We start from the raw sequence: 16492 nt of genomic DNA on the forward strand, positions 1-16492 counted from the left end.
GGAGGCCACCCATGGCGTGCAGGTTTATTTTGCTGACCCAACGAGGTTCCAATGAAAACGCCAATGGCTTGTCCCCAAAGGGACGGATTTCGCCTAGATTACAGATGAGGTTTTGGAGAAAGCTCTTTACCTGATCAATCAACGACCACGAAAATGTTTGGGCTGGAAGTCCGCTCACGAATCCTTTGCAGAGGAACTGTCGCACTTGGCTTGACAATCCGTCGTTTATAGAAGTAAAGGGCATGGAGAAGGGATTCCATATTCCAGAACCATGGTACATCGCTGAGTGTCAGTTTGATGAAAAGCAAAAACAAATTTATTGAAGAGGACAAGAAGCTGTGGCGTATCCTGTCCTTTGGCTAGTACGCTATTGCTTGGCGGTATCTTATGTGCACTTATCTTTGTAGCCTGTATTAGTACATGGATTTGGTTTCAAGCCTTAAAGCTTGAAGCCTATTTTTTTTGGAAAATGGATGACTGGAGCGTCTACACTTGTCTGGACAATAACTGTAAGCTCACGTAAACTGAGCGTAGTTAATTTTTTTCAACCAATGCAGTCCAGTCATCGTCTAGAACCTAGAACCTAGAACCTAGAACCTAGAACCTAGAACCTAGAACCAAGGAGGCAATCACAATGCCGAATATAGCAACAAACAAAAACTATCAGATCAGCATGGGAAATATTCGGTCGATGCCCCCAATGAGTTATTTTGGAACAAAGATCCTGTTTGTGATCAGTGGGAGCCTGGCCGTGAACGGTACGGCTCGTGATTATAAGCTGCAGGCCCTTTTGGAATAAATTAACTCTACTACACTATAGTATATAAAGACATGATTGTAAATATAAATGTTAATAACTTACGAAGATGAAAGGATCAATAATAATGTCCTTTAATTTCGGATATCTGCGACCATCCCGGCATGATGCCGGTAGGTTTCGGCCCGTATCCCTCGGGCCATCTTCAGGCGGTTAAAACATTAAGCCTTGATATCATCACTCCAACATCCCCGCGGTAGCGGTGGCCGACTGTCATGAGTCTGTCCATACGCCGTGTAATTTTGTACCACTGTGACTGAGCAGCGATTACCTTCAGCACCTCCTAGGCACATTACCGTTTTTTACCGTAACTGATAATCATGATAGGTCAATATCAAAGGTGAGAGCTATCGCATCAAAGATTAGAAAAAGGCCGGCTTCTTCCGTCCAGATTCAATCGTGATGTTTCACACTGGCTTGCGTACAATGGAAGTGTGCAACCTGGCTCCCGGAGATATTCAAATTGGAAAACGCAGCGGCCAGCTTACGGTCCGATCCGGAAAACGGAAGTAGCCAACTGGCTTTGAGAGATGTCCATCTGTTCGTTCCCCACTTGCAAGACTTCCTAAAACAGCACCGACACCACAAAAAAGCAACAACTGGCAAATAAAACAACCAACGCTTGGGCGATGATGGGCCCAAGCGTTGGTTGTTGTTAAGTGAAACGAGAAAGCTGGTATCTTATTGTGCTTGTACGAATTCAGCCGCTTTGATACCAGCTTGGCGGCCGAAGATAATGATCTCGGCAACGGAGTTGCCGCCGATACGGTTTTCACCGTGCAAACCGCCGGTAAGCTCGCCTGCTGCGAACAAGCCAGGAATAGGTTGACCGTCTTTATTCAACACTTCTGTGTTCGTATTGATTTTCACGCCGCCCATAGTGTAGTGAATCCCAGGGGCAATTTTGATGGCATAGTATGGCGCGCCAGACAAGTCGTTGTCCATCGCAGTCGTTCTGCCGAATTCAGCATCCTCTTTATTCTTCACTGCGCTGTTCCATGTATCCAGTGTGGCTGTTAGCTGCTCTGCCGGAACACCCATTTCTTCGGCTAAAGCCTCGATCGAATCGCCCTGAATAACAAAGCCCATTTGTTCATACTGCTGAATCGCTGTCGCGCGGGATTTTACACCGGAATCAAATACAAGATAAGCTGATTTTTCAGGCAGCTTATTGATTGCGGCAGTGACATTGTCACGAGTATCCAGCTCGTTCGTAAAACGTTTGCCCTCGCTAGAAACCAGGATCGCTCCTTCACCACGGACCACTTCCCCGATAAGATAGGATTTGTCCTGCTGTACCGTAGGGTGAACCTGGATTTGATCCATATCTACCGTGACACCGCCGAGCTTTTCAATCATCGTAATGCCGTCACCGGTGCTGCCCTCTTGGTTTGTTGTGACAAGACCTTTCAGATCGGAGCGAACCTCGGCAATCATATCCATGTTAGAGCCATAACCGCCGGCTGTCACAACGACAGCATCCGCTGCAATATTTTTCTCGTCCTGCCCGTCGAAGAGGACCTTTACACCGTTTACTTTGCCATTCTGCTCCGTAATTTCCGTCACGCCTGCATTTACAAAAAGAGGAATTTCTTTCTCTTGAATGTTTTTCAGCAAGCCGTTGACAAGATATTGACCTACCGCTGAGCCGTCTTCAGGACGGTGTGTGCGTTTTTCGCTCATCCCACCTGTAATTGTGATATTGTTCAAAGGAATCCCGATCGAATCGAGCCAATCAATCGCACTTGCGGAATTGTCAACGAAGAAACGAAGCATTTCTTTGTCATTCGTATCATGACCGCCTTGCAAGGTCTCTTCGTAAAATGAATCATTGCTGTCCTCAATGCCCTGCTCTTGTTGGAACTTAGTTTGGGAAGCATTCATACCGGAAGATGATTTCATCGTATTGCCGCCGGCAATCGGCATTTTTTCGAAAATAACCGGGTTCATGCCTTTTTCTTTTGCCTCAAGTGCAGCAGACATTCCGGCACCGCCTGCGCCGACAATGATGATATCATAGCTATCCTTTAATTCATCGATGGGTGTATAGCTGGATGTAGAAGCTCCCGACACGGCTTCCGTTTCTTCGGACTCCACCGGATTTGAATTGTCCTGACCCTGGCTTTGATTCTGGTTCCCGCTACCGCATGCCGCGATCACGAGCATAAAAGAAAGAACGAGAATAAACGTTGCTGCTGCTTTCTTTTTCAAATTAACCCCTCCGTGTTTACATGATTTTATTTAGATGAACATAAAGAGCCACACGAAAAAGGAGAGACTTTTTAGGTTCACTTTATTTTAATCTATTTTCGTCCCCATTTCTAGTGATTTGTTTCACAATGTTTTGAATTTGGTCTGTGACCAAAACCAATTTATGTATTTGACTCGATGGAGTCTTCAACTGTTTCTTTTAGATTTAAGCCCGCTAGCCGTCCTTAGAAAACCACTCATAAGTATTAAAAAATTCATCTCATATTACGATAAATATGGAAAGGATTACTTTCGATAAAGATTATCAATTGCAATAAACTAGGCATTTTTAGGTGCTATTCTTATAAAATATTAACGAGTTTTCAAATTAGTATTAATAAATCCATTTTATATCCCGATAAATTATGGAAAGGAATAAATTAACTGTCTTGATCTTAATATTCGCGAGAAGATGTTTTTGATAAAGATTATTAATATTAATAAAGGTCTCTTCCTTTCTCTATAAATCGGATTTTGCATTTTGGGTGTTGTTTAATATGGTTATTGGAATGCTTCGTTCTGAAAGTGTTTTTCAAAGGGTGTCCAAAATATTAGTAAATGAACATATGATCAAACCGATAGATTTGGGTGATTTAACAACATTACTACTTGAGAAAGAAAGATTGTTGTTCTTGATAAATATATGATTGGGGTTCTCTTTTTATGGAAAACAATACGTTGTCCCCGCTGATAAAAGAATTTGTAAGGGGTCATACCAAGTTGTTCATAGGCCAGTCATCTCTATGGAGCTTTGGACGATTGACAGAAGCAATGAAGGTACTTACAGCCAAAAACTACATTAACAATGTTCAAGTCCTATTGAATTTTTGCAATACAGATATGTTTACAGGCATCTCTTCATCGTTTCCGAAAAGAATCCTGGAGCAGTTTAACTGTGCCATAACCCAGGGCGTTTACAACGCAGATGCCTTCCGCATGAGCAGGGAGGTGGAAGAACAATACGAAAATCTTCTTGGTCTCGCCGCTCATGTTGGTAAGGTCGATAAACAAAAAACGAGCCGTTGGTCTTGGCTGCCGACGCTAGGGTGAAAAGGAGCTGAATGAAGATGCTGTTGGGACGAAAAAAGAAAGCTGACGTCATCGTAGAGCGGCCTAAGCGTACGTTCGCCATATATTCTCCATATGGTGTCGATGTTAGTTCAATCAGTGTTGAACTAGCGCAAGCTGCCGGAGATAAGTCGGTTATCGTGGAATTTCCGTGCTTAGGGATACCAAGACTGTCTACTATCTATCCAGATTATCATTTTAACGATGAAAAAACGATGGATAAGTTGTTGCTTGATTTTGAAAGAAATGAGATGAAACCTTTTGATCATTATGTTCAAAAGTTTGATGGGTTCGATGCCATCTGTATTGATCCGAAAGTGTCTCCCGATCTTCCAACGATTCTAAAAGTGAATCACACACGAAGTATGTTGGAATTGCCGGGGCATCTAAGAGAAACTTTGCTTCAGTATTATCAGACCTTGATATACAGTTTACAGGGCCAGCTTGTCAATCCGATGACGTTTTACTCCCTACGAACTGCGGATGTCATCGTCGTTTATTTTGACAAGCTTACCGAAATGACATGGGCATTATTGACCTATCAGAAGCTGATGGAAGATTACAGTGTTTCACAGGATAGAATGCTACTGTATAGCCCTGTCAAAAACATTACTTTACCGGTACCTGTTATGCATTCGATAAAAGATGTGGTGCAACATCATATAGAAGCTCTCGCAAGTCATACGATCACGACCAAAAAAGAGTATACGGAGCATCGCGGACTCATTAACCCGGTGGAGCATAAGACAAACAAAGTGGTATCCGTGATCGATCAGGCACAATTATCCGCTGAAGACCATGAACAAAGAAAAAAACTAACAACGAAAGTAAGGATTATGCTGAGAGATAAACATCATGACGAGTTTGTACAGTCCATTTACAACGAAACCGCACGTCAAAAAGTGAGATATTATATTGCTGATTTTATTAAAGAACAAAAAGACGCGACGTTCCAGACCTCATTGGATAATGTTATAGCGCTAATACAAACAGAGATTACGGAAATGGGTGTGCTTGAAAAACCGCTAAAGAATAATGCGATCTCAAGCTTAGAAATTAATTCGCCTACGGAGACCATTGTCGAAGAAAATGGAGTGCCTAGACATGATAAGTCCATTCAGTTCCAGGACGTAGAACACATTTATTCCATTATCTCAAAAATGCTGCTTCCTATTGGGAAAACATTGTCAGCCAATGAACCTGTAATTGATGCGAATTATCGTGGATTTCGAATCTGTGTAACGTTAGAGCGCAGTAGGGGAGGGGTTAGTGCGAATACGCCTACGATCTCGATCCGGAAATTCCCTCCGGATGTTTATTCCGATGAGGCATGCATTGAATATGGGAATATGAACAAGGAAATTGTAGAATTTTTTCATGATATCTATCCTTGCAACCCGACGACCATCATTTGTGGGGGGACAAACTCAGGGAAGACGAGCCAGCTTATTCGCATCCCGTTATATCTTCCGGAAATAACGAAAATGATTACGATTGAAGATAGCGAAGAGATGATGCTTAAGATGAAAAAAGCTTATCAAGATTATCCCAATATCGTGGCTATGATCGTAAAAGATCATGAAAATGAACGGAAACGATATGATATTGGCAAATTGGTGAAGACGACATTGCGTCAAAATCCCGACTGGATCATGATTGGGGAGATTCGCGACAGCTTCGCCGCTATTCAAGCCTTAGAAGCTGCCAATACCGGTCATGCTATCGCTACCACGATTCACGCGAACAGTGCGGAGATGGGGGCCGTTCGGCTCATGCAGCTTGCGGGCAACAATGAAATCGCCGCGTCCCAAGTGAGCTCTACGGTAGACTTGATTATTTATCAGGCAAACGATCATGGAAAGAGAAGAATTATCGAAATCAGTGAGATTATCTCCTTCGAGGATGGGAAAATACCCAAAATGAACCCAATCTTCGTGTATGACCCCATAAAAGGGGAGCATGTATGGAAAAACAAACTGATGAAGATGAAGGAAAAGTTGATCCAGCAGCGTGCTCCGCAAGAAGTCGTTGAAAGATGGTGCGTGTAGTGGCATTCCTGTTTATCTTTTTATCGGTTGTGTGGGGAGCGGCACTGTTTATCGTTACCAAGCCCGCTACCACAAACACACCGACGGAATATAGAAAACGCGCTGACGCTTTAGCCCGAGCACTCGGTTTGCAGAAAGTCCAGCACAAGGCTCAATGTTCGGATGTTGAAATGACCGCCGGAACCTATATTTCGTTGGTCATCGGTTCCTTTATGATCGGGTTGCTGATCTCTATCGTCAGCGGAAACTACTTTTTCATTGCCTTAGGCGTGTTACTAGGCTATACCGTTCCCCTTCACTTGATGAAAGTGAATCAGAGGAATCGGAGAAATGAATTACTGTTTGAAGTGCCTGAATACTTAAAAATATTGACGAGCAAGCTGCTTAATTTCTCCAATGCGAGCTATGCAATGAAAGATTCGCTGGAAGATTATAACGGTAGTGTAAAAAAGATGATGCAGGAGGCATCGGACTCCTTGCGGTTAGGTTTCTCGTTAGAAACCGTACTTACCGAACTGAAAGTAAAGATCAGGCTGCGCAGATTTGATGAATTTGCCGACAAGCTGCTTGCTGCGGAAGCGAATGGGTACACGGAACAAGCGGTTGCTTCCTTAAAAGCGACCATTCGTGGGATGAGTGAAGATGCTATTTATGTTAAAAAGTTGCAAATAAAAGCGAAAACGGAGATGAAAAGCACCTATGTGCAGGCACTATTAATTATTTGTTTGCCCATCATGCTCAGCTTGATTAACACCAACAGTGTAAATATCTTCACGGGAACGTTAGTAGGGCAAATTTACGTTACCTTTTTGGTTGGCGTCATTATGTTTTGTATTTTCAAGAAATATAATTGTTTATCGCTAAACCTTAACGAGTTGTAGGGGGGAAAGGGATTGATCATTTCGTCCACCTTTGTTTTCTTGGGTCTTTTTATTATTGCCTTTATCTTAATGCGCTTATACTTACCCGGATTTGAACAACAGGATAAACATTCACAGCGTGCCAGGCAACTGGCGAAGGAAATGTCAAGGGTAGCTCAGCAAAAGGGATTAATCCCGTTTTTGGTCATGCGCGTATTTCCGTTACTTAAAAAATTTCTTGGGATTGAATATCTATTCGGACCCAAAATGATAAACATGGTCAAGGTGGTCGGGGAGTATGCAAGCGTAGAGGAAATGTTGGCCCAGAAGCTGCTGAGGTCAATCATGTTTGCTCTTCCAGCCATCGTTCTGATGTTCATGTCGCCCGTTCTGATCATTGCGTTTCCACTAGCAGCGCTTGTCCTGTTACTACGTGATGTTCAAGATACGCAAAAGAGTTTTAAAACCCTGCAACGGCAGATTACGAAGGATTTGCCGCCGCTTATCGATAAAATTATGATGGCCCTGGAGACAGGCAAGCCGTTTATTCAAGTCTTCCAGGAAGTAGAGCAAACCAGTGGCCCGAAGTTACAGCACTTGCTACAAAGGTTAAACGCCAATATGCAAAATATGAGGCCGCAAGAGGCGTTGGAGATCTTTGCCAAAGAAACAACTATCCCGGTGATGCTGCAGTTTTCGACCGCAGTAAAAATTGGGCTCGAGCAAGGATACGAAAATGCGAAAGGGTATTTCGATGACATTAAAGTAGAAATTAGTGAACTCCGGATGGTAGCGCTTGAGGAGTTGACGAAAGGTAAGCCTGAGCAAGCTCAGCTCTACACGTTTCTCATGATTATTGTTGGCTTGGGATCGGTAGGGTTTGTCATATACCATGTATTTGGTCAGCTTGGAAAACTATTATGAGGTGATTATCAATGAAAAACATGTCCAAAAAAGCAAGAATCAAGCTTCAAGAAATGTCAACCAAAGCATATCTTCTTCTGAAGAACCAAAGAGGTGACGCTAACTCGACCTCTCAACTGATGTGGATCGTCATTGTCGTGGCCGCCGTAGTCTTGGCATGGGGATTGATGGATGGTTGGATTAAAACTATCTTTGCTAAATTGCAGGATAAAGCTAATGAAATATTAAATATAAAATAAATCAGTAGGAGGTAGTCTGCTTTCTTAAATAAGAAAGCAGACTCTTAATCCGTATGAACAAAGCGCTGAACATCATTAAGAATGAACGAGGAGATATATTAGGTCTAGGTACTTTCCTAGGTTTGCTAGTAGCTACTATTATCATTTTTGCTGCTATTGAATTTTATGGCATGATCGTCACCTATGACAAATTAAAATTAGCTGGAGAGGATACACTTGAACTTATGAAAGCACAGAATGGGTTTAATGGGGATCTAGGGAACAAATTCTATAATATTGTTGAAAAATTGGGATTAGATCGAACGAAAGTGGAAGTCACCGGCACAATTGGCCCTGTACAGAGGGGGGAAATTATAGAGCTTCATGCGAGTACACCATATAGCTTTATCGCATTTCGCCCTTTTGGGCAGGAATTAACATCAGACATAAAAATTAATTTGTCAGGTTTAGCTCGTACTTACTTGAGGGATTAGGTGAGTAGATGGGATCAGGGTTGCGTTTAATTTTTTTTATCTATTTTTTGATATTAATGGTTATTATTTTATACTATGTACAGAGTGTTTATATCGCCAGGAATGTTATATCCGATGCACTCAGTTCTGCAATAGATAGTGCTATTATTTATGGCACAATTGCAAGTGATGTGGGGCGCGGTGAGGTACGACTTGATAGGGACAAAGTAAAACAAGGGATTACTGCGATGCTAAAAGCCAACTTACGTTTGGATGATTCACTTAGCTCAGAAACATTCCGAAGAGGGAAGCTTGCGGTACAAGTTACTCATAATTCAGACGGCGTTCCCCGCGTAGAGGCCGAATTTAGCGCAGAGATTGATATTGGAATTATGAGGTTATTTGGGCAAGATGAATATACGATTAGAGTTCCGAGAAAAACACCATATTTAACGGAATATAAGTAAGAAGGTGGAGCATGTTCACGTGGAATAAGAAAACAAGAACGATAGTCATCTTAGCCATGGCATTCATAATTTCAGGGATCGGGGTTATGCTTGCCGTGATAACCGTAGAAAGCAATACGGCGCTAAAAGAGGTTGCCGTGGCCACGGATACGATCAAGCCTTTCTCCGGCCTTGCAGGCAAGGTCGAGCTTCGGCAAGTGGTGGAAAGTGAAATTCCGGCAGATGCTGTATATTCGCTCGCTGAATTCGAGCAAGAAGAATGGTATGCCGGCGAGGTTGGCTTTCTGCAAAATAGACCGATTCAAAGATCATATATTACCAAAGGGAAGGATTCGGTAGCAGGGCTAGGTGTTACGCTGAAAAATGGTCAAGTTCTGGTAGGTGTTGCTGTCGACCAAGTGCAAAGCGTGGGCGACAATAGTAAGCCAGGCACCTTGGTTGATGCCTATATTTACATTGAAAATGAGGAACTGGATATGGACGGGGGAAAGGAGCCCGAATCGGTGATTAGTCCCCAAGACAATGCGAAGCTGTCCAAGTTGTTAGTCGTTGACCGGCATACCTCCGAAGGACGGTCTCCAGATGATCCGGAAGCCACCAACAAGATACCATCGCTAGCTATTATTGCAGCCCCGGATGAAGAAACCGCTCGTTTGTTGGTTAAATATCAACAAGAAGGCAAAGTATTTCTCCTACCTGTCGGTGTAGATGGCAACCATATTGGGGGAATTTCAGGCAAAGGGCAACCCACTCGTGAGGGCAAGGCTTTTCAGTAGAGGTCATTCATGTGGAGTAAAGGGCGCCGCTTTCGTTATTTACTGGATAACGATAGAATCAAAAGGATGGGTGAACAACATGAGAAGGTTAATTTCCTGTGCGGTAGCGATTGTGCTTATGTTCTCCATGAACATAGGTCTTGTGGCAGGTATATATAACAACCCTTGGAGCAAAAAAATTGATTTCAAAGCAGAAACGATTAAATTAGAAAATGAGACTTTATATATTATGACTACATACATTGGCGATCCACTGTCAGCTTCAGAAATATGGGAATTAGGCGATCGTTTTGGGTTTGAAGGTAACGTGAAAGTTACTGGTGCTGTTAACGTAGATCCCCCCATCCCAATAAATATCTATTACAATATCTTGTCGTCATATCCCTGGGGAATTAAATATGGTGATACGATTCCCTTGAATATCCTTGATCTGAACTTGTCAGGGCTGAAGGGCGGTAACATGATCATCGAGGTGACTGGAACTATATTTCCACCTCGACAGCCCTGTTACTACATGAAAGAGCAAGGCGTTGGCGTAGAAGATAATAACACGATTACACAAAAGTTGAACGTTGGAAATGGTACAGACCTGGTTGCACATTCAATAGCCGCCAATCCGGATACGATAAAAAAAGGGAGCAAGACAAAAATTACTGCAGAAGTAAAAAATAACGTGCCGAATGCGGAGGTTCAGAAAAACGTGCCTATCCAGTTCAAGGTAAACGACGAGGTGATTTACAGCGTTCGCAAAGATATTCCACCCGGTGAAGTTGTTCATATCTCTTTTGATTGGGAGGCGAATTGTGTTGGGAAATCCGTGTTGCAGATGATTGTCGATCCTGACAGACAGATAAAGGATATAGATCGCAGGAATAACCTGAACTACATTCACGTCGTTTGTGAAGATGATTCAGGATCCGGTGGGAAGTCATCACGGTCGTGGGACGTTTATAAGATGGACATCAGCGAGGTTGAACACAAAAATAGAGTACATTTTGATACAGTGTGTGGCTTGCATGTAATCGGAGTTGGTTACTATAATGAACCGATTTGGAAAATCAGTAAAGAGACGGATACAAAATCGACTAGCTCCGAACAGGGCGGCAAGACGAAGCAGTCTGAAGAGGATTCAGAGAAGGTGACGGCTACGATTGAGGCTAACACCAAACAGGGCGAGAAGACGGACAAGAAAAATCCAAAACCAAGTGACCGGGAAAGCCGGGGCTCATGGGAGATCATCCCTTATGCTCTGAAGGAAAAACTTAATCCGAACCATGTTACCCGCGCCGGTTACGGATTTGAGCTGACAGCCAATATTCAGTCAAAGCGTCGCCCATCGAAAGTATATGCCCGGATTTACGATACAAAGAAAAGGGTTGCAGAAGTAAAGATGGAGAACAATACCGGAACTACAACCTGGAAGCTGCCCGAGATTAAATACACCTTTACGCATACAGATGAAAAGATAGTCGAAAGAAAGGTGTACACAGGAATAGATTGGCCGGACGGCAACTTTACTGTGGAAGTAGAGGCAGAATTTCCGGGTTCCCACGAACGTCAGCCTGTAGGCGAACCGATAACTCTACATATTTACGGTTCGATGCACGATGATCACCAAAATATATTACAGGCGAATGTACAGGAGGATTAGGGGGAGAACAAGGTGGTTGTGTGGGTAATACTGATTATGGCCATCGCAGCCTACCAGGATCTAAAATACCGCATCATTCCTGATCGACTGCTTGGGGTGGGTACAATAGGGTCCATACTGATATGGGCTTGCTGGGGCGAGATGCATTGGTGGGAGTGTATCCTGGGGGCCATTGTCGTGGGCGGAATATTATTTCTAGGCGCCTATCTTTCTAATGGAGGGATCGGGGGCGGCGATATCAAGCTTATGGCATGGTTGGGCGCTTCCACTGGATTCATATTCGCCGCTTCTGTCCTCCTGCTCGGCACGATTTTGGCTTTCTTCTATGGGATGCTGCATCAACGATGGACACAAGAGAAGTCATTCCCACTGGCACATTGTTTTTTTATTGCGATGCTTATCACCTATATTTTTAACTAACGAGGTTCTAGCGATAGGGGAGGACGAAAGCAAACCCACGCAGTAGAAAGACACCTCTTCTTTTCGTAGATCGGGACGGAAGGAGAGGTGTTCCCTGCATTAATTGCGAGGTTACGCGTGCTTATCTCCGAAATATTGTTGATACTGACTTGGCGTGACGTGGGCGTATTTTTTGAAAATGCTTATAAAGTACTTGTAGTCGCTAAATCCGATCTCCTGCGCGATCGTATAGACTTTGTTATCGCCCGCTTTCAGTAAATCCATCGACTTGTGGATACGATAACGGTTGAGAAACTCATTGAACGTGTAGCTTGTCTCGGCCTTGAATTTCTGATAGATCTTGGCATAGCCGTCCTGTCCGTTACGCGCTTACGATACAATCGTATTCCAGTGGATGCCGGAGTCCTCGCCGTAGAGAAGCACCAAACGGCGAGGAACGTTGTACAGCCCGATATGCTGCGTCGTGTTATGTTGGCTTTGCAAGAGTTGGTTTACCTTCTGCAGCGTCTCATCATCCATGCCTTGACCATTATCGCAGACCTCCAGCATCAGCTTTCCAGCAGAAGGGTAGACTTGAATGTCAATTAGTACATTGCTTTGGTTGCGATGGAGACGTATTTTTGCAGCAGGAAGATCGCGGTTGCGAACTCTTGTATCCTTACGTTTACACAAAACTCTTGACAGACCCCAATCATCTCAACTTGCATGCGTGATTGTACCTTTTTTTCAAATTTTAGAACTCAATGTTATCTTGGTTGCTATCATGGTTTCCAGCTATGAACCACTGATCATGATTTTTTTTCGCCAGAAAAACGATTTCATTATCTGAGTTTTTAATTTTTAAAGAGACTAGTACTTTATAAAGATTCGGACTTATTTGTTTTGATTTTAAAATGTTAAAATCGGTTAACTTGTGTTTTTGAATGGAGTCTTGAAATTCCTTTTTATCAGGCAATTTTTCTGAATCTAACAAGCTGTAGGCTTTTTCTACATCTTGATCTTTTATTGCATTTAAATACTTTTCAACGATTACTACTTGTGGTGATTCATCCTCAGATATTGTTATTTGCTCCGTCTTATTACATCCTAACAGACCGAATGTTGCTACAACTAGAATCAATAAAAGATTTAAAGTTTTCCCAAATTTCATTAAATAACCTCCTGATTTCCTTTATTTACCTTACCCCTTGTGTTATCTTAGTACTTAGCTATTATACATCATTTACCTTTAGGGAGGGAAAATATGAAGTTAAATACCAAGCTGAAAGGTCTTTTAGTCGTTGCCTTGACAGTTAGTGCTATTGCGCCTACTGCTGCTTTTGCAATACCTGCACATGAAGAAGAACTTGACCGTATTTATGGTCCGGAAAATGGTACTGCTGTGACGGTTGATCATCCGCAGGCAAAGTATTCACTGCGTTTACCGCGTGAAGCAAAAACATTCGTTTGGTCCGCTAACTACCAAGTAACCACACACTATCAAATTCCAAATGATATTGTTTTGGGCCGTGGCTATAATGCTATCTGGTTTAGATCAAATAGTAGTAAGAACACAGGATCGAATTCGAATTATCAAGTAATGCTGGAGTCTTGGTCAACGTGGGCAGCTGGATGGGTTGAAGATAATAAGGAAACTAGCAGTATAAATTCTATCAGTGGTGCTTGGTTCAAGAATCTTAGTTCCACAGAAAAGTATCGCATTCGCATTAAAGGAAATGTAAAGGGATCCATTGACGTTTACAAAAATTCATTTTAACTCACTCTCCATGGGGATATGGCGCATTTTCATAGCCAAGTGGCGCGTCGTTCACACTTTCTTTGTCTCCTGCATAGAGAACATGATACGACTCTTCTTTGGACTATCAGAAAATCGAAGCCTGGCCCAAGCTCAGGCGGATCGTCTTCCAGCCGTTCCTACTCCTTTTTCGTCGCAGCCAGATGGGAACTCATTAAATTAAGGGCGTATTTTACATGCTGCGATTAGACGCAATCCAAGTGGCAACCCAAAGTTTTTCCGTACATTGGAAAAGAAATTAGCTGATGCCCCGCGCATTCTTGCAAGACGTAAAGAACGAGCCTTGAAACGAAAATACAAACGAGATGAAGCCAAAAACGTTCAGAAACAAAAAAGAAAAAGGATGCAGCCGACACATGGGGCTGACACAAGGCTTGGGTGTGGCGTTTGTACAAGCGGGATGTGCTTGCTTCTTATCCAGATAAGTTAATTAGGGGAGTGATCCGATGTTAAGCGACAAGCTACTTGCGAAGTTGAATGATCAAATGAATTATGAATTTTATTCTTCCCAGGTGTACCTGGCGATGGCGGCTTATTGTTCGTCGGAAAGCTTTGACGGGTTCGCGAACTTTTTCATCGTGCAGTCGGAGGAAGAGAAATATCACGGGATGAAAATTTTCCACTTTATTAATGCACTAGGCAAACGGGCCATTGTCAGCGGCATGCAGCATCCGCACAATGAATATAGCTCCTTGCTGGACGCCTTCGAGCATGCCTACAAGCATGAACAGACAGTGACCAAGCGCATCTATGAATTATCCGATCTCGCGTGGGATGAGCGGGAGCATGCGACGATCAACTTCCTCAAGTGGTTCATCGATGAGCAAGTGGAGGAAGAAGCGACCTTCGACAGCATCATACAGAAGCTGCGCCGCATTGATAATGACAGCAATGCCTTCTATATGCTCGATGCCGAGCTCGCCAAGCGGTCCTTCTCGCCGTCGGTCGGCGAAGCGTAAGCTGCAACACACACGAGAAGCTGTTTTCCCTGAACAAGTTCATGGGAAGGCAGCTTTTTGGCGATGCCCGCACTACCATCTTCTTGGAACCCATTATCTCCTTGGCAGCACGATTTGGAATATCACGGCAAAGCCTCCCCACAGCCCTGAATCGTAGTGAGCGGCGTTACAGATCATGTGAAATATCGCCAAGAGATCTCCAAAAAATAATTGGTGCAAAATAGTTGAATTTACGTTAATCTGTCATTAAGCCCTTTGGTACACCTGCATCATGCACTCCCATTCTTTCACCGGCATGTCGACCAGCTTGCTGAACGAGGCGATGCTGGCGTTGCGGCATGATGCGGCGCGGCACCAAGATGGCCAGGGCCGGCTTCGGCCCCGACGGGCGGGGACTCTCATTTAAATAATACATTTGATGGCACTTAGTACGGATTGGACAAGCGTTCTTTCTCGCAGACAAGAAGCCAGAATGAAGAGAATAATTCCATAGAAGCGGGTTGTTATGATGGATCAGGATAAACGGCGGTTAAGTATTGAAGCCGCAAGAATGTACTACATATCAGATTATCGTCAAGTCGAGATCGCATCTATTCTGGGCGTCTCCCGTCCGACGGTATCCAGATTGCTGCAATTTGCCAAAGAACAGGGCTATGTTCGTATCCATATCGTGGATCCTATCGAGGATCTGGATGAACTGGGAGCGCGCGTCAAGCAGGAATACAAATTGGATACGGCACTCGTGTGCTATTCTCCCGTGAATGAGTACCACGAAATTCAGAAAAATATTAGCCAAAAAGCAGCCGATTATTTAGTGGATACGGTTCAGAACATGGACATTATCGGCGTAACTTGGGGGAGAACGATGCATGCTGTGGCGGCTCGGCTGCAGGAGAAGCAGGTGCAGGGCGTAGAGGTTGTACAATTAAAAGGCGGCATCAGCTACTCCCATGTCAATACGAATGCGGCGGAGACGGTCAATTTATTCGCGGCGGCGTTCCAGGCGATTGCCAGATATATGCCGCTGCCCGTAATATTCGACAGCGTTGCCTTGAAGCAGATGGTGGAGGGAGATCGGCATATCCACCGGATTATTCAATTGGGGAAGCAAGCCAATATCGCGGTCTTTACCGTAGGTACCGTGAATGATGACGCGCTGCTGTTCCAGTTGGGATATTTAAGCCAGGAAGAGAAGAAGCTGCTGCAGCACACCGGTGTAGGCGACATCTGTTCGCGCTTCTTCAACAAGGATGGGAATATATGCAGCGAAGATATTAACAACCGAACCGTTGGAATCGATTTGCTGGAGCTGCGGAAGAAGGAGAAATCGATTCTCATTGCCGGAGGCCGGCATAAGGTCGAAGCGATTCGGGCCGCGCTCGTCGGCAAATACGCCAATATTATCGTAACGGATCAATTTACGGCGCAAGCTCTGCTGCAAGCATAGCATGCCGCCATCAATCGGCATGACCCCAAATACGACTTTCATTCCGGAGTGCCGGAGGAGAGTCGTATTTTTTTGTGTACCGATTCATAGGAAGCGAGTGGCCTTTTGTACGAAAATGACTCCTTGCACGAAGTAGAAGGGTTCTGTAAAATGGCACAAAAAGGTACCCCCTACAACAGGCCTGTCTTAAAATACAACTCATCCTTGGAAGTTTAATAGTCGATAGTCTATGACCATATTTCGTTTCCAAGCGGAAGCAGTCCGGACATGCTTCGAAAGTTGGAGTGGCTGGAGCGCAAAGAGAATTTGCTGTTGATGG

Annotated in this window: 17 protein-coding genes and 3 pseudogenes; 16 read left to right on the top strand and 4 right to left on the bottom strand. The window is 43.8% G+C overall.

Going from position 1 to position 16492, the window contains the following annotated elements; translation table 11 throughout:
• Both PPOP_RS23930 and PPOP_RS22615 read left to right on the top strand, forming a co-directional pair.
• Positions 1-214: pseudogene (locus PPOP_RS23930) on the top strand (transposase); the annotation flags it as partial.
• 420 nt (positions 215-634) lie between these two features.
• Positions 635-799, top strand: a complete 165-nt coding sequence (locus PPOP_RS22615; RefSeq protein WP_006285478.1) for a hypothetical protein — start codon at positions 635-637, stop codon at positions 797-799.
• Positions 800-1498: 699 nt separating this feature from the next.
• On the opposite strand, the gene PPOP_RS07085 is transcribed toward PPOP_RS22615, so the two are convergent.
• Positions 1499-3028 carry a flavocytochrome c gene (locus PPOP_RS07085; RefSeq protein ID WP_006285479.1) on the bottom strand — a complete coding sequence of 510 codons (1530 nt, stop codon included), beginning with the start codon at positions 3026-3028 and terminating at the stop codon, positions 1499-1501.
• A gap of 702 nt (positions 3029-3730) precedes the next feature.
• Here PPOP_RS07085 and PPOP_RS07090 point away from each other — a divergent pair.
• The 10 genes from PPOP_RS07090 to PPOP_RS07135 all read left to right on the top strand — a co-directional run bounded on the left by PPOP_RS07090 (position 3731) and on the right by PPOP_RS07135 (position 11972).
• Positions 3731-4117: a hypothetical protein gene (locus PPOP_RS07090; protein WP_042227767.1), complete on the top strand. Its 387-nt coding sequence runs from the start codon at positions 3731-3733 to the stop codon at positions 4115-4117.
• Between the two features lie 17 nt (positions 4118-4134).
• Positions 4135-6183, top strand: a complete 2049-nt coding sequence (locus tag PPOP_RS07095; RefSeq protein WP_042227769.1) for an ATPase, T2SS/T4P/T4SS family — start codon at positions 4135-4137, stop codon at positions 6181-6183.
• Positions 6171-7064 (top strand): type II secretion system F family protein, encoded by an 894-nt coding sequence (locus tag PPOP_RS07100; protein ID WP_006285481.1) that lies wholly within the window; start codon positions 6171-6173, stop codon positions 7062-7064. The genes PPOP_RS07095 and PPOP_RS07100 overlap by 13 nt, the downstream gene beginning before the upstream one ends.
• Positions 7065-7076: 12 nt before the next feature.
• Positions 7077-7967: a hypothetical protein gene (locus tag PPOP_RS07105; protein WP_006285482.1), complete on the top strand. Its 891-nt coding sequence runs from the start codon at positions 7077-7079 to the stop codon at positions 7965-7967.
• An 11-nt stretch (positions 7968-7978) separates the two neighbouring features.
• Positions 7979-8206, top strand: a complete 228-nt coding sequence (locus PPOP_RS07110; RefSeq protein WP_006285483.1) for a hypothetical protein — start codon at positions 7979-7981, stop codon at positions 8204-8206.
• 53 nt (positions 8207-8259) lie between these two features.
• Complete coding sequence (locus PPOP_RS07115; protein ID WP_006285484.1) at positions 8260-8679, top strand: DUF4320 family protein; 420 nt, start codon at positions 8260-8262, stop codon at positions 8677-8679.
• Between the two features lie 8 nt (positions 8680-8687).
• Entirely contained in the window at positions 8688-9125 is a 438-nt protein-coding gene (locus PPOP_RS07120) for a hypothetical protein (RefSeq protein WP_042227771.1), read from the top strand.
• A gap of 11 nt (positions 9126-9136) precedes the next feature.
• The gene (locus PPOP_RS07125; protein WP_006285486.1) at positions 9137-9901 is read left to right on the top strand and encodes a CpaB family protein; all 765 of its coding nucleotides are present in this window, start codon (positions 9137-9139) and stop codon (positions 9899-9901) included.
• 79 nt (positions 9902-9980) lie between these two features.
• Complete coding sequence (locus PPOP_RS07130; protein ID WP_006285487.1) at positions 9981-11552, top strand: CARDB domain-containing protein; 1572 nt, start codon at positions 9981-9983, stop codon at positions 11550-11552.
• Between the two features lie 12 nt (positions 11553-11564).
• The gene (locus PPOP_RS07135; RefSeq protein ID WP_006285488.1) at positions 11565-11972 is read left to right on the top strand and encodes a prepilin peptidase; all 408 of its coding nucleotides are present in this window, start codon (positions 11565-11567) and stop codon (positions 11970-11972) included.
• 111 nt (positions 11973-12083) lie between these two features.
• Here PPOP_RS07135 and PPOP_RS20225 read toward each other — a convergent pair.
• The 3 genes and pseudogenes from PPOP_RS20225 to PPOP_RS07145 form a co-directional block, all read right to left on the bottom strand.
• A pseudogene (locus tag PPOP_RS20225) lies at positions 12084-12305 on the bottom strand (helix-turn-helix transcriptional regulator); the annotation flags it as partial.
• A 36-nt stretch (positions 12306-12341) separates the two neighbouring features.
• The gene (locus PPOP_RS07140; RefSeq protein ID WP_234399712.1) at positions 12342-12644 is read right to left on the bottom strand and encodes a sensor histidine kinase; all 303 of its coding nucleotides are present in this window, start codon (positions 12642-12644) and stop codon (positions 12342-12344) included.
• A 61-nt stretch (positions 12645-12705) separates the two neighbouring features.
• Positions 12706-13122, bottom strand: a complete 417-nt coding sequence (locus PPOP_RS07145) for a hypothetical protein (RefSeq protein WP_006285490.1) — start codon at positions 13120-13122, stop codon at positions 12706-12708.
• A gap of 93 nt (positions 13123-13215) precedes the next feature.
• Between PPOP_RS07145 and PPOP_RS07150 the strand changes: the two genes are divergently transcribed.
• From PPOP_RS07150 to PPOP_RS07160, 4 genes and pseudogenes are all read left to right on the top strand, one after another.
• Positions 13216-13728: a hypothetical protein gene (locus PPOP_RS07150; protein ID WP_006285491.1), complete on the top strand. Its 513-nt coding sequence runs from the start codon at positions 13216-13218 to the stop codon at positions 13726-13728.
• A 202-nt stretch (positions 13729-13930) separates the two neighbouring features.
• Positions 13931-14107 (top strand): annotated as a pseudogene (locus PPOP_RS23935) (IS200/IS605 family element RNA-guided endonuclease TnpB); the annotation flags it as partial.
• Between the two features lie 106 nt (positions 14108-14213).
• On the top strand, positions 14214-14726 hold the full coding sequence (locus PPOP_RS07155; protein WP_042227773.1) for a ferritin: 513 nt from the start codon (positions 14214-14216) through the stop codon (positions 14724-14726).
• Positions 14727-15234: 508 nt separating this feature from the next.
• The gene (locus PPOP_RS07160; RefSeq protein ID WP_042227777.1) at positions 15235-16173 is read left to right on the top strand and encodes a sugar-binding transcriptional regulator; all 939 of its coding nucleotides are present in this window, start codon (positions 15235-15237) and stop codon (positions 16171-16173) included.
• Positions 16174-16492 lie beyond the last annotated feature (319 nt).

Origin of the sequence: Paenibacillus popilliae ATCC 14706 (assembly GCF_000315235.1) — a bacterium.
Lineage (GTDB): Bacteria > Bacillota > Bacilli > Paenibacillales > Paenibacillaceae > Paenibacillus_B > Paenibacillus_B popilliae.

What these genes read in the sequence shown, in the direction of transcription:
- PPOP_RS22615 (WP_006285478.1), top strand. Translation starts at nt 635, where the DNA reads ATGCCGAATATAGCAACAAACAAAAACTATCAGATCAGCATGGGAAAT.
- PPOP_RS07090 (WP_042227767.1), top strand. Translation starts at nt 3,731, where the DNA reads ATGGAAAACAATACGTTGTCCCCGCTGATAAAAGAATTTGTAAGGGGT.
- PPOP_RS07095 (WP_042227769.1), top strand. Translation starts at nt 4,135, where the DNA reads ATGCTGTTGGGACGAAAAAAGAAAGCTGACGTCATCGTAGAGCGGCCT.
- PPOP_RS07100 (WP_006285481.1), top strand. Translation starts at nt 6,171, where the DNA reads ATGGTGCGTGTAGTGGCATTCCTGTTTATCTTTTTATCGGTTGTGTGG.
- PPOP_RS07110 (WP_006285483.1), top strand. Translation starts at nt 7,979, where the DNA reads ATGAAAAACATGTCCAAAAAAGCAAGAATCAAGCTTCAAGAAATGTCA.
- PPOP_RS07115 (WP_006285484.1), top strand. Translation starts at nt 8,260, where the DNA reads ATGAACAAAGCGCTGAACATCATTAAGAATGAACGAGGAGATATATTA.
- PPOP_RS07120 (WP_042227771.1), top strand. Translation starts at nt 8,688, where the DNA reads ATGGGATCAGGGTTGCGTTTAATTTTTTTTATCTATTTTTTGATATTA.
- PPOP_RS07125 (WP_006285486.1), top strand. Translation starts at nt 9,137, where the DNA reads ATGTTCACGTGGAATAAGAAAACAAGAACGATAGTCATCTTAGCCATG.
- PPOP_RS07130 (WP_006285487.1), top strand. Translation starts at nt 9,981, where the DNA reads ATGAGAAGGTTAATTTCCTGTGCGGTAGCGATTGTGCTTATGTTCTCC.
- PPOP_RS07145 (WP_006285490.1), bottom strand. Translation starts at nt 13,122, where the DNA reads ATGAAATTTGGGAAAACTTTAAATCTTTTATTGATTCTAGTTGTAGCA.
- PPOP_RS07150 (WP_006285491.1), top strand. Translation starts at nt 13,216, where the DNA reads ATGAAGTTAAATACCAAGCTGAAAGGTCTTTTAGTCGTTGCCTTGACA.
- PPOP_RS07155 (WP_042227773.1), top strand. Translation starts at nt 14,214, where the DNA reads ATGTTAAGCGACAAGCTACTTGCGAAGTTGAATGATCAAATGAATTAT.
- PPOP_RS07160 (WP_042227777.1), top strand. Translation starts at nt 15,235, where the DNA reads ATGGATCAGGATAAACGGCGGTTAAGTATTGAAGCCGCAAGAATGTAC.